Raw genomic sequence first — 12,830 nt, 5'->3', positions numbered from 1 at the left:
CCACCCCCGCGTGCGATCTGATAGAGCCCTGGCGCGTGCGCTCCCTCCCTCTCCTGCTCTGGCTCCTCCTCGCGTCGGCGCCCGCCGCGGCGCGGGCCGACGCGGCGCCGCCCGGCGCGCCCTCACGGAAGGTGGAGGCGGCCGCGTCACGGGTGGTGATCGTCGAGGCCGGCGTGAGCGACCCGCTCGTGCTCGAGGCGGCGATGCGACTGCGGGCCGAGCTCGGCGCGGCCGGGTTCGAGGTGGTGCGCGTCATGGGAGCGCCCGAGGGCGATCTGCGCGCAGGGCTGGAGCGCGCCGCGAAGGAGGCGGACGCGTTCGCGGCCGTGACGATCGCCCGCTCGCGGACGGGCGCGACCGCCGACCTCTGGATCGTCGATCGGGTGACGCAAAAGACGGTGGTGCGCGCCGTGGAGGCGGCCGGCGCGGCGGCGCCGTCGGTGATGGCCGTGCGCGCGGTCGAGCTCCTGCAGGCGAGCTTGCTGGAGGCGAGCCTGCAGGAGCCGCACGGGCGCGCCGCGGAGGACGGCGGGGCCGCCGTTCCCGACGACGTGCGGCGGTGGATGGCGCCCGTCCGGCGGCGGGCCGGGATGCCCCCTGCGCCGGAGCGGGCCGGGATGATCGCGGGCGTGGGCGTGGAAGCCGGCTTCGTGGCGCTCCTGAGCGCAGACGGCGTCGGGCCGGCGCTGGGGCCCGCGCTGCGGCTGTCGTACGGGGCCGGCGCGGACGGCCGCGGCGGCGCGCTGCCCGCGGGGCTCGCGGCGCGGCTGACGTTCGCTGGGCCGACGCTGGGGCCTGCGCTCGAGGGCGAGCACGGCACGGTGTCCGTCCGTCACGAGATGGCCTTTCTGGAGGCGGTATGGGCGCTGGACACGGGCAGCGCGATCTCACCTGTGCTCTCGGCCGGCGTGGGCGGAATTCACCTGTTCGTCAGCGGTGATCCCCTGCCGCCGCTGCGGAGCGCGACGGGCGATGTCTGGTCGGTCGCCGCGGCCGTGGGCGGGGGCGCCGGGCTGCGCCTGACCGACCGCGCGGCCCTCCTGGTGGATGCACACGCGATCTTCGCCGAGCCCCGCGCCGTCGTGACGCTCGGCGGCGAGCGGCTCGGCGCCGCGGGGAGACCGACGTTCGCCGGGTTCCTTGGGCTGCTCGTGCGGCTCTGAGCGGGACCGCGCCCGGGTGGCCCGGCGGGGGCAGCGAACGCCGGCACAAGGCGGTTTGCCGATGTTGGAGAGGCGCCGATTCCGGTACCGTCTGTGAATCAGTCGATGGCGCGCCCGATGGGGGCGCGGCCTCCTGGTTCGGGTGACAGCGATGAGAGTGCGAAGAATTGCGGCGGCTTTGCTCACCACGGTCGCCTTTTCGACGGGATTTCTCGGCTGCTCTGACGATTCCGACAGCGCGGGAGGAACATCGACGAGCGACGGCGCGGGCGCCGGCAGCAGCGGCGCGGGCACGGCGGGCCATGGCGGCTCCGGCGACGGCGGCTCCGGCGACGGCGGCTCGGGCGACGGCGGCTCCGACGGCAACGACGGCGGCTCCAGCGCCCAGAGCGGCGCCGGGGGCGACGGCGGCTCCGGCGACGGCGGCTCGGGCGACGGCGGCTCCGGCGAAGGGCGGGGGCTCGGCGCCCGGTGCGAGAAGGACGCGGACTGCGGCCAGCGCGGCCTCTGCTTCACGGAGTCGGGCGACGAGTTCCTCGGCGGCGGCCCGGCGGGCGGGTACTGCACGAACGCGTGCGATGGAGACAGCGATTGTGAGGGCGAAGGCAGCGCGTGCTTCGACGGCCTCTGCCTTCTCGGCTGCACCTCGGGCGAGCCCCCGCTCGAGACCATCGTCGACGAGCTCGATCCGACGAAGTGCCGCGGCCGCGAGGAGCTGCGCTGCGAGGTCATCGAGGATGTGTCCGTGTGCATGCCGAACTGCGGATCGGACAGCCAGTGCGGCGGGCGGGTGTGCGATCCCCGCATGAACATTTGCGTCGACGAGCCCACGCAAGGGCTGCCAGCAGGCGCCGCGTGCGCGCTCGAAGCCGACGGCACGGATCCCTGCGCGGCGTGGTGCATCGACATCGGCGCCGACGTCGGCGTGTGCGCCGGGGTGTGCGGGATCGGCGGGGACGTCGCCAACGAGGACTGCGGAGGGCTGGAGAACGGTCTCTGTGCGTATCCTCTGGTCGCCGAGCCCGGGATTGGTGACCTCGGAATGTGCGCGCCCGCGTGCAACAGCCACAGCGACTGCCTGCTGCCGCACGCCTCGTGTGTGTTCCTCGGCGCGGAGACCAACGGATTCTGCCTCTTCGACGTGACGAAGTGCCCGAAGGGCCAGAGGGCCTGCGCGACGGGAGAGATCTGCACCGCGACGCCTGAAGGCCGTTTGTGCCTCGACGAGAATTACCCCCTGGAGGACCCGGGCACGGGCGGTGCGGGAGGTGGTGGCGGCGCCGGTGGAACGGGCGGCGCGGATGGCACCGGCGGCGCCGATGCAACGGGCGGCGCCGATGCCGCGGGTGGTGCAGGCGGCACGAATGGCGCGGGCGGCATGGATGCCGCAGGCGGCGCAGGCAGCACGAGTGGCGTGGGTGGCGCAGGCAGCACGAATGGCGCGGGCGGCACGGATGCCGCAAGCGGCGCAGGCGGCACGAATGGCGCGGGCGGCACGGATGGCACCGGCGGCGCAGGCGGCACGATTGGCGCAGGCGGCACGGATGCCGCAGGCGGCACGAATGGCGCAGGCGGCGCAGGCGGCACGGATGGCGCGGGCGGCACGGATGGCACCGGCGGCACGGATGGCGCAGGCGGCACGATTGGCGCAGGCGGCACGAATGGCGCAGGCGGCTCCCTCGATGGGTCGTCGGTATCTGCCGGGGGCGCCGAATAGCGGGAAGCGCGATCAGGGCGCTGGCCGCTCCTGTCCAAGCAGCAGCGTCGTCGCTTCGGGCGCTCGCCAGTCCCTCGCGCCAGTAAAGCGGAGGGACATCCTGCCGTCCGCCTCCACCAGGAAGGTGTCGGGCAACGTCGAGACCCCGAACCGCTGCTGCACCGCGGGGGATCCGGCCCGCACGACGCCGGGAGGGACCTCGCCCCCGAAGAAGGCGCGCACGACCTCCCAGTTCTCGTCGACGCTCACGGCCACGACCTGGAGCCTCCCGGCCCTCTCCAGCTGCTGGCCGAGCTCCAGCAAGCGCGGGAGCTCGGCGCGGCAGGGGGCGCACCAGGTGGCCCAGAAGTGGAGCAGCACAGGCCGGCCGCGCAAGGCGGCGGCGCGAAGCGAGGTCCCGTCCGGCTGCTCGAAGGCAGCGTCGGGCACGCGCCGGCCGTCGTGGAGCCGCTCGACCGCGAAAGGGCGGCCTGGCCGCCCGGCGCCGCGGCGGCGCTCCACGGCCCAGTAGAGCCCCACCGCGAGCGCCTGGACGAGGATCAGGACGCCCGCGGCGGCGGCGATCGTGCGGAGGCGGGAGCGCGCGCTCACCGGCTACTCCGCCGCAGGCGACAGGGCCGGGCCGGCGCGCCGCGGAGGCTCGGAGGCGCCCGCCTCGCCGGCGGCGTCCGCGCGGAGCCTCCCGCCGACCACGCTGTAGAGCGCCGGCAGGACGAGCAGCGTGAGCAGCGTGGAGGAGATCACGCCGCCGATCACGACGGTCGCGAGCGGGCGCTGGACCTCGGCGCCGACGCCCGTGTTCAGCGCCATCGGCACGAAGCCTAGGGAGGCGACGAGCGCCGTCATGAGGACCGGGCGGAGGCGCCGCTCGGCCGCGAGCTCGATGGCGTCCCGCGCCGGCATCCCGGCCGCGGTGAGCTGCCGGATGGTCGAGACGAGCACCATGTCCCCGAGCACCGCGACGCCCGACAGCGCCACGAACCCGACGCCCGCGGAGATGCTGAACGGCAGATCGCGAAGCCAGAGCGCGACGACGCCGCCGATCGCGGCGAACGGGACGCCCGTGAAGACGCGGACCGCATCCAGGAGCCGCCCGTACGTGAAGTAGAGCAGGAGCAAGATCAGCCCGAGCGCGATGGGCACGACGACGAGCAGGCGCGCCTGCGCCCGATCGAGGTGCTCGAACTGCCCGCCGAAGCGGACGTAATAGCCGGGCGGGAGCTCGACCTCCCGATCGAGCCCCGCCCTCGCCTCCTCGACGAAGGTGCCCACGTCGCGGCCGCGGACGTTCGCCTGCACGACGATCCGGCGCTTGGCCCACTCGCGGTTGATCGCGGCCGGCCCCTCGGTCGTCCGGATCTTCGCGAGCCGCGCGAGGGGGATGCGCTCCCCGCCGGCCGCGGTGACCAGGATGCGGCCGATGGAGGCGGGGTCCTCCCGGTAGCGATCGTCGATGCGCAGCACCACGGGGAAGCGGCGCTCGCCCTCCTGGAGCTGCCCCACTTCCCGCGCGCCGAGCGCCTCGACGACATCCAGGACGTCGGCGGCCGCGATGCCGTGGCGAGCGATGGCCGCGCGGTCGACCTCGATCTCGAGGACGGGCTGGCCCGTCACCTGCTCGGTCACGACGTCCGCGGCGCCGGGGATCTTCTTGAGGGTGGCCTCGATCTCGCGCGCCTTCTGCTTGAGCGTGTCGAAGTCGTCGCCGAACAGCTTCACCCCGAGATCGGCCCGGATCCCCGCGACCATCTCGTTGACCCGCATCTCGATCGGCTGCGTGTAGATGACGCGCATGCCCGGCATCCCCGCGAGCTCGGACTCCATCGCCTGGACGAGCTCGTCCTGCGTGGCGGCGCGCTTCCATGCCTCCCGCGGCTTGAGCGTGATGAACATGTCGGACAGCTCGAGCCCCATCGGATCCGTCGCCACCTCCGCCGTGCCCGTGCGCGTCCAGACGCGCTCGATCTCGTCCGGGAACCTCTCCAGCAGGACCCGCTCGAGCCGGGTGCCGTAGCGGATCGACTCGCCCGCCGAGACCCCCGAGAGCCGCACGGTGTTGGCGACGAGGGTGCCCTCACGGAGCCGCGGCACGAACTCGGCGCCGAGCCGCGTCGCGAGGAAGGCCGCGTTGCCGAGGAGCAGCGCGGCCCCGGCGAGCACCGCCCAGCGCCACCGCAGCGCGGACTGCAGCGCGGGCCGGTAGGCCCGCTTGAGGAGGCGCACGAGCACGTTCTCGCGCTCCTTCATGCGGCGCGGCAGGAGCAGGCTCGCGAGCGCCGGCATGAGCGTGAGCGACAGGATCATCGAGCCGATGAGCGCGAAGATCACGGTGAGCGCCATCGGCCGGAACAGCTTCCCCTCCGCCCCCTCGAGCGCGAGGATCGGCAGGTAGACGATCATGATGATGAGCTCGCCGAACATCGTCGGCCTGCGGACCTCGATCGAGGCGTCGCGCACGACGTCCGTCGTGCTCCGGTCGCTCGTGTCCTCCGAGAGCCGCCGGACCGAGTTCTCGACCATGATCACCGAGCTGTCGACGACGAGGCCGAAGTCGATCGCGCCGAGGCTCATCAGGCTCCCCGCGACGCCCGCGCGCAGCATGAGGTCGAACGCGAAGAGCATCGACAGGGGGATGGCCGAGGCCACGATGAGCCCGGCGCGGAGGTTGCCGAGGAAGATGAAGAGCACCGCCACGACGAGGAGCGCGCCCTCGAGCAGGTTCTTCCTTACGGTGCCGAGCACCCTGTCGATGAGCTCGGTGCGGTCGTAGACGACAGCGACGTCGACCCCTGGCGGCAGGCTCTTCTCGACCTCCGAAAGGCGCGCCTTGAGCCGCGTCGTGACGTCGTGGCTGTTCTCGCCCATCAGCATGAAGCCGAGGCCGAGCACGACCTCCCCCTTGCCGTCGGCGGTGACCGCGCCCCGCCGGATCTCGCGGCCCTCGACCACCCGGGCGACGTCGCGCACCCGGATGGGCGCGCCGCCCTTGGCCGCGACAACGATGTCCTCGATGTCGCTCACGCGCGTGGCGATGCCGATGCCCTGGATCAGGCTGGATTCGCCGGCCTGGTCCAGGTTGCCCCCGCCCACGTTGGCGTTGTTGCGCTCCAGGGCTTCCGAGAGGTCGTGGAGGGAGAGCCCCCGGGCGGTGAGCTCCGCCGGGTCGACGAGCACCTGGATCTGCCGCTCATCGCCGCCCCACGCGTTCACCTCGGCCACGCCGCGCACCGAGCGGAGCTGCGGCGCGATGACCCAGTCGTGGACCGTCCGCAGCTCGCTCAGCGACTTGCCCTTGCCCGTGACCACGTAGTGGAACACCTCGCCGAGCCCGGTGGCGACCGGGCCGAGCTCCGGGCGATGGATCCCCGGCGGCAGCGTCACGGTCTGGAGCCGCTCCATGACGACCTGGCGGGCCAGGTAGATGTCCGTGTCGTCCTCGAAGCGCGCGGTGACCTGCGAGAGGCCGAAGCGGGAGAGCGAGCGGACCTCCTCGAGCCTCGGAAGGCCCGAGATCGCCTGCTCGACGGGGGCCGTGATCTGGCGCTCGATCTCGACGGGGGAGAGGGCCGGGGCGACGGTGTTGATCTGCACCTGCACCGGCGTCGTGTCCGGGAAGGCGTCGATCGGCAGCTGGCGGAACGCGAGGACGCCCGCAAGGGAGAGGCCGATCGAGGCCAGGATCACGAGGAAACGGTGGCGGAGCGACCAGGTGATGACGGCGTTCAGCATCGCGCGCGCCTCAGTCCTCGCCGCAGCAGCCGGCGCCGATGCTCTCCTTGAGCGTCTCGGTCTTGAGCAGGAAGCTCCCTTCGGTCGCGACCTCCTCGCCCGGGCGCACGCCCCTGGTCACCTCGACGACATCGCCCTCGGTCGCCCCGATCTCGACCCGCCGCGCCTCGAACTGGTCGTCCGCGAGCCGCACGAACACGAGCTTCACCGTCCTCGCGCGCTGCACCGCGGCGCGGGGCACCACGACCGCCGCGCGGGATGGAGCGAGGATGCGCGCCCGGCCGAACATGTTGGCCCGCAGCGCGCCGCCCGGGTTCGCGAGCGGGACGCGCGCCTTGGCCGTGCGCGTGGCCGGGTCGATGGCCGGCGCCACGTACGTGATCTCCCCGCTGAGCTCGCGCCCCTCGATGCCGTCGACCTCGATGACCACCGGCTGCTTCAGCGAGACGGCAGGCAGCTCGGTCTCGGGGACGTCGAGCTCGGCCCACATGCTCGAGACGTCGACCACCTCGAACAAGATCTCCTCGACGCCGACCAACCTGCCCACGGTCGCCTTCCGCTGCGTCACGACGCCGGCGAGCGGGGTCGTGAGCGTGTAGCCCCCGCTCCCGCCCGCGCTCGCGCCCACGACGGCCAGGGAGGCCGCGAACGAGGCGCGCTCGGCGCGGGCAGCGTCGAGCTCCTGCTGGGCGGCGAGGACGCTCCGGCGCGACGAGATCCCCTCCTCCTCGAGCTGCTCCTCGCGCTTCAGGTTCTCTTCGGCGACCTTGAGGCGCGACTGCGCGCCGGCGAGCCGCGATCGATCCGCCCCCACGCCGGCGCTGTCGATGATCGCGAGCGGCGCGCCCTTCTTGACCTCCGCGCCGACGTCCACGTGCAGCTGCCGGACGACCCCCGCGGCGCGGGCGTTGATCTCCGCGACCTTGAGCGCGTCGTAGACGATCCTGGCGGTCACGGGGATGCCACCGCCGCCCTGACGCTCCACGGCCTTCGCGGTGAGGATCCCGGCGAGCCGGGCCGTGTCCTTGGTCTTGAGCTTGACCTTCGTCCCGTCGGCAGGCGCGCCGTCGCTCGCCACGTCGGCCGCCGGCTTGCCGCCGCGCTCGGGGTGGCAGATGGGGCAGATGGACTCCGGGAGCTCGTGCTCCTTGCACCAGTCTCCCTTGGCCTGGAAGACCGGGACGAGCCTCGGATTGCACTTCGTGCAGAGGGCCTCCAGCACGCCGTGCTCCTTGCACATGGCGCCCTCGACGGCCGGCGCCGCGCTCCGCTTCGCCCCGGCCTTCTCCGCCGCGGCGTTGTCGGTCGCTTTGCCCCCGCAGCCCGGGAGCGCGGCGAGGAGCAGGAGCACCGCGATGCCAACGCGGCCTGGCACGTCAGCTCTCCTTCGGCGGCCGGACGATCTTCAGATCGGGATTGCACGTGAGGCACTGCGACTCGGGCAGCCCGTGCTCCGCGCACCAGTCGCCGGTGGCCTTGAAGGCCGGGATCAGATCCGGGTTGCAGCGGGTGCACTGCGACTCGGGCACCTGGTGCTCTCCGCACCAGTCCTCGTGGGAGCCCGGCTTCACGTCGGCCGGCGCGTGCGCCGCCTTCGCCTGCGTCTGCTCAGGCGCGGCCTTGCCGGCGCTCGGCGCCTCCTTCGAGCACGACGCAGCGCCGAGGGCAAAGACGCAGATCAGGACCGAGATGGAACAAAGCTTCATGGGCCTTTTCTCTTTGTTGTTCGCGACGTCACGCGACGGAAGCGTCTCGGGCGCGCGCCGGCGCAGCGCCACCACCGTTACCGCCGCTGACCCTGGCCGCAAGCGTAGAGCGCGAGCCGGGGACGAGGTACGGCCATCCCGGGCCGGACCGCTGGCGGGCACAGCCATCGCCGGAGGGCGGCTCCCCACCGCCCGCCGTCTTCACGCTGCTGCAGGCTTCTCCGACAGCGACTGGATGCACATCCGCGGGCCTCCTTCCGCTCCCGGTCCAGGGAGACCACGTGCCACACGCCCCAGCCCGCCGTGGCCGCGCCGACGCCGAGCGCCTTGAAGCCCTCGAGGCGCGGGCGCGCGGAGCGTGTCGCGCGTCGTCCCGCTCGCGTAGACTCGGGCACCCGATGCTCCTCACGCTCACCACCACGCACCGGCCGGCGACCGATCTTGGCTACCTGCTCGTCAAGAACCCTGCGTACACGCAGTCGTTCCCGCTGTCGTTCGGCGAGGCGCACGTGTTCTATCCCGAGGCGACCGAGGAGCGGTGCACCGCCGCGCTCCTGCTCGACGTCGACCCCGTGGACCTCGTGCGCGGGCGCGGCGCGGGCGAGCCCGGGACGCTCGCGCAGTACGTGAACGATAGGCCCTACGTCGCCTCGTCGTTCCTGTCCGTGGCGATCGCGCAGGTCTTCGGCTCGGCGCTCGGCGGCAAGTGCCGCGACCGCCCGGAGCTCGCCGACGCGCCGATCCCCCTCTCCGCCACGATCGAGGCCCTGCCGTGCCGCGGCGGAGAGGCGCTGCTCCGGCGGCTCTTCGAGCCGCTCGGCTACGAGGTCGCGGCCGAGCGCCTCCCGCTCGACGAGGCGTTTCCGGAGTGGGGACAGAGCGCCTACCTGCGCGTGTCGCTCGCGAGGACGTGCCGGCTCAGGGAGCTGCTGGCGCACCTCTACGTGCTCGTGCCCGTGCTCGACGACAAGAAGCACTACTACGTGGGCGACGCCGAGGTCGACAACCTGCTCGCCAAGGGCAAGGGGTGGCTCGCGGAGCACCCGGAGCGCGAGGCGATCGCGCTCCGCTACCTGAAGCACAGCCGGCCGCTCTTCCGGGCCGCGCTCGCGCGGCTCGTGGCCGACGACGAGGCGAGCCCCGAGGAGGCCGAGGACGAGAAGGCCGCGCCCGAGGACCGGGGCGAGGCGCGGATCAGCCTCGACGAGGCGCGGCGCGAGGCCGTCGTCGCGGCGCTCCGCCGGGCCGAGGCGAGGAGCGTGCTCGACCTCGGCTGCGGCGAGGGCAAGCTGCTGAAGCGCCTCGTCGACGAGCGCGCCTTCGAGCGCGTCGCGGGCGCCGACGTCTCCATGCGCAGCCTCGAGATCGCCAGGAACCGGCTGCGCCTCGACGACCTGCCCGACAAGCAGCGGCGGCGCATCCAGCTCTTCCAGGCGTCGGTCACCTACCGCGACGCGCGCTTCTCGGGCTACGACGCCGCGACGCTCGTCGAGGTCATCGAGCACGTGGACCTCTCGCGGCTCGGCGCGCTCACGCGCAGCGTCTTCGAGCACGCGCGGCCGCGCGTCGTCCTCGTGACCACCCCGAACGCCGAGTACAACGCGCTGTTCGAGGGGCTGCCGCGCGGCGCGCTCCGCCACGGCGACCACCGCTTCGAGTGGACGCGCGCCGAGTTCCACGCCTTCTGCGAGGGCGTCGCGGCCGCGCACGGCTACGCCGTCGAGCACCTGCCCATCGGCCCGATGGATCCCTCGCTCGGCGCGCCGACGCAGATGGCGATCTTCACCCGCGAGGGCGGCGCGGGCAGCACGAGCAGCGCCAACGGCGCGGGCGGCGCAGAGGCCCAGGACGGCGGCGCGGGCGGCGCGGGCAGCGCCCTGGCGCAGGCGACGGAGGCGGCGTCGTGAGCGAGCAGGCCCCCCTCATCGTCCCTTCCCTCTCGCTCGTCGTGCTCGTCGGCGCGTCCGGTTCCGGCAAGAGCACGTTCGCGAGGGCGCACTTCAAGCCGACCGAGATCCTCTCGTCCGATCACTACCGCGGCGTCGTGTCCGACGACGAGAACGATCAGGCCGCCAGCGCGGCCGCCTTCGAGGTCCTGCACTTCATCGCGGGCAAGCGGCTCGCGTCGGGGCGGCTCGCCGTGGTCGACGCGACCAACGTGCAGGCGGACGCGCGCAGGCCGCTCGTCGCGCTCGCGCGCGAGCACCACGTGCTGCCGGTGGCCATCGTGCTCGACATGCCGGAGAAGCTCTGCCACGCGCGCAACGCCGGCCGTACGGACCGGCAGTTCGGCCCGCACGTCGTGCGGGGCCAGAGCCGCGAGCTGCGCCGCTCGCTCAGGGAGCTCCGGCGCGAGGGCTTCCGCTACGTGCACGTGCTCTCCTCGCCCGAGGAGGTCGCGGCGGCCACGATCGAGCGGCAGCGCCTGTGGACCGATCGCCGCGACGAACGCGGGCCGTTCGACATCATCGGCGACGTCCACGGCTGCTTCGACGAGCTGGTCGAGCTGCTCGAGGCGCTCGGCTACGAGCTGGAGGGGCTCCCGGACGCGCCGCGCGCGTCGCACCCCGAGGGCCGGCGCGCGATCTTCCTCGGCGACCTCGTGGACCGCGGGCCGCGCTCGCCCGACGTGCTGCGCCTCGCGATGGCGATGGTCGCGTCGGGCGCGGCGCTCTGCGTGCCCGGCAACCACGACGTGAAGCTGCTGAAGAAGCTGCGCGGGCGCGACGTGAAGCCGACGCACGGGCTCGAGCGGACGCTCGAGCAGCTCGAGGCGGAGACGGACGCGTTCAAGGCGAAGGCGGCGGACTTCATCGACGGGCTCGTCAGCCATTACGTGCTCGACGACGGCAACCTCGCGGTCGCGCACGCGGGGGTGAAGGAGGCGTTCCAGGGCCGGGGTTCTGGCGCGGTGCGCGAGTTCTGCCTGTACGGCGAGACCACGGGCGAGACCGACGAGTACGGCCTGCCCGTGCGGTACAACTGGGCCTCGGAGTACCGCGGCAAGGCGATGGTGGTTTACGGCCACACGCCGACGACGGTGGCCGAGTGGGAGAACCGCACGATCTGCATCGACACGGGGTGCGTGTTCGGCGGCGCGCTGACGGCGCTCCGCTACCCGGAGCGCGAGCTGGTCGAGGTCAAGGCGCGCCGCGTGTACTACGAGCCCGTGAAGCCGCTCGCGCCGCTCGCGGGCGAGCCGAAGGCCGAGCCGCGCGGGCAGGCCTACGACGTGCTCGACATCGACGACGTGCGCGGCCGGCGCGCGATCCGGACGCGGGTGCACGGCATGGTGACGATCCGCGAGGAGAACGCGGCGGCGGCGCTCGAGGCGATGAGCCGCTTCGCCGTGGATCCCCGGTGGCTCATCTACCTGCCGCCGACGATGTCGCCGAGCGAGACGTCGAAGGACGGGGGCCTGCTCGAGCACCCGCGCGAGGCGTTCGCGTACTTCCGGCAGAACGGCGTGGGCCGCGTCGTCTGCGAGGAGAAGCACATGGGGTCGCGCGCGGTGCTCACCGTGTGCCGCGACGAGGCCGCGCGGCGGCGGCGCTTCCGCCTCGACGAGGGGCCGCTCGGCGTGTGCACGACGCGCACGGGCAGGCCGTTCTTCTCGGACGAGGCGCGGAGCCGGGAGCTCATCGACCGGGTGCGGGCGGCGATGGATCGGGCGGATCTGTGGGCCGAGCTGCGCACGGACTGGGTCTGCCTCGACGCGGAGCTCCTGCCCTGGTCGGCGAAGGCGCAGGATCTCCTGCGCGGCCAGTACGCCGCCGTGGGCTCGTCGGGCCGCGCGTCGCTCGACGCGGCGGTGCGGGCGCTCACGATGACGGCAGCGCGCGACGAGAGCGCGCGGGTGCTGCTCGAGCGGCACGCGGCCCGGAAGGCGGCGATGGACGGGTACGTGGCGGCCTACCGGCGCTACTGCTGGCCGGTGCGGTCGCTTTCGGACCTCCGGCTGGCGCCGTTCCACCTGCTCGCGAGCGAGGGCGCGGTGCACGCGGCGCGGGACCACGGCTTCCACCTGCGGCAGCTCGCGCGCCTCAGCGAGGTCGATCCGGCGTTCTTCGTGCCGACCCCGCACCGCGTGGTCGACCTCTCGGACCCGCAGAGCGAGGCGCAGGCGGTGGCCTTCTGGACGGAGATGGTCGAGCGCGGCGGCGAGGGCATGGTGGTGAAGTCGTGGGAGTGGGTGGTCCGCGGCCCGCGCGGGCTCGTCCAGCCGGCGATCAAGTGCCGCGGGCCGGAGTACCTGCGCATCATCTACGGGCCGGAGTACCTGGCGCCGCAGCACCTCGCGCGGCTGCGCCACCGCAGCGTGGCGGGGAAGCGCGCGCTCGCGCTGCGGGAGTACGCGCTCGGCCTGGAGGCGCTCCACCGCTTCGTGGAGGGCGAGCCGCTCCATCGCGTGCACGAGTGTGTGTTCGGGGTGCTGGCGCTGGAGAGCGAGCCGGTCGATCCGCGCCTGTGACCGGGGGGCTGACTGTCGACGTGGCCGGACGGCTGGCTGTCCAT

General features: G+C 73.4%; 8 protein-coding genes. 4 read left to right on the top strand and 4 right to left on the bottom strand.

The window, feature by feature from the left end; genetic code table 11:
• The first annotated feature begins 35 nt into the window (after positions 1 to 35).
• Positions 36 to 1,163, top strand: a complete 1,128-nt coding sequence (locus WMF27_RS13935) for a hypothetical protein (protein ID WP_437768387.1) — start codon at positions 36 to 38, stop codon at positions 1,161 to 1,163.
• Between the two features lie 151 nt (positions 1,164 to 1,314).
• Complete coding sequence (locus WMF27_RS13930) at positions 1,315 to 2,880, top strand: hypothetical protein (RefSeq protein WP_437768388.1); 1,566 nt, start codon at positions 1,315 to 1,317, stop codon at positions 2,878 to 2,880.
• A gap of 12 nt (positions 2,881 to 2,892) precedes the next feature.
• On the opposite strand, the gene WMF27_RS13925 is transcribed toward WMF27_RS13930, so the two are convergent.
• Genes WMF27_RS13925 through WMF27_RS13910 form a run of 4 tightly spaced genes read right to left on the bottom strand, consistent with a single transcriptional unit; the run spans position 2,893 to position 8,315 of the window.
• Positions 2,893 to 3,471 (bottom strand): TlpA family protein disulfide reductase, encoded by a 579-nt coding sequence (locus WMF27_RS13925; RefSeq protein WP_437768389.1) that lies wholly within the window; start codon positions 3,469 to 3,471, stop codon positions 2,893 to 2,895.
• 3 nt (positions 3,472 to 3,474) lie between these two features.
• Entirely contained in the window at positions 3,475 to 6,609 is a 3,135-nt protein-coding gene (locus WMF27_RS13920) for an efflux RND transporter permease subunit (RefSeq protein ID WP_437768390.1), read from the bottom strand.
• A gap of 10 nt (positions 6,610 to 6,619) precedes the next feature.
• On the bottom strand, positions 6,620 to 7,984 hold the full coding sequence (locus WMF27_RS13915) for an efflux RND transporter periplasmic adaptor subunit (RefSeq protein WP_437768391.1): 1,365 nt from the start codon (positions 7,982 to 7,984) through the stop codon (positions 6,620 to 6,622).
• Position 7,985: 1 nt separating this feature from the next.
• On the bottom strand, positions 7,986 to 8,315 hold the full coding sequence (locus WMF27_RS13910; RefSeq protein ID WP_437768392.1) for a hypothetical protein: 330 nt from the start codon (positions 8,313 to 8,315) through the stop codon (positions 7,986 to 7,988).
• Between the two features lie 398 nt (positions 8,316 to 8,713).
• On the opposite strand from WMF27_RS13910, the gene WMF27_RS13905 reads away from it, so the two are divergent.
• A complete protein-coding gene (locus WMF27_RS13905; RefSeq protein ID WP_437768393.1) occupies positions 8,714 to 10,222 on the top strand; it encodes a 3' terminal RNA ribose 2'-O-methyltransferase Hen1 in 1,509 nt (502 codons plus the stop codon).
• Complete coding sequence (locus WMF27_RS13900) at positions 10,219 to 12,786, top strand: polynucleotide kinase-phosphatase (protein WP_437768394.1); 2,568 nt, start codon at positions 10,219 to 10,221, stop codon at positions 12,784 to 12,786. The genes WMF27_RS13905 and WMF27_RS13900 overlap by 4 nt, the downstream gene beginning before the upstream one ends.
• Positions 12,787 to 12,830 lie beyond the last annotated feature (44 nt).

Origin of the sequence: Sorangium sp. So ce281 (genome assembly GCF_051527395.1) — a bacterium.
In the GTDB taxonomy this organism is placed as follows: domain Bacteria; phylum Myxococcota_A; class Polyangia; order Polyangiales; family Polyangiaceae; genus Sorangium; species Sorangium cellulosum_B.
Note: the sequence above shows the minus strand (reverse complement) of the source record. Positions and strands in the feature narration are given on the sequence as shown.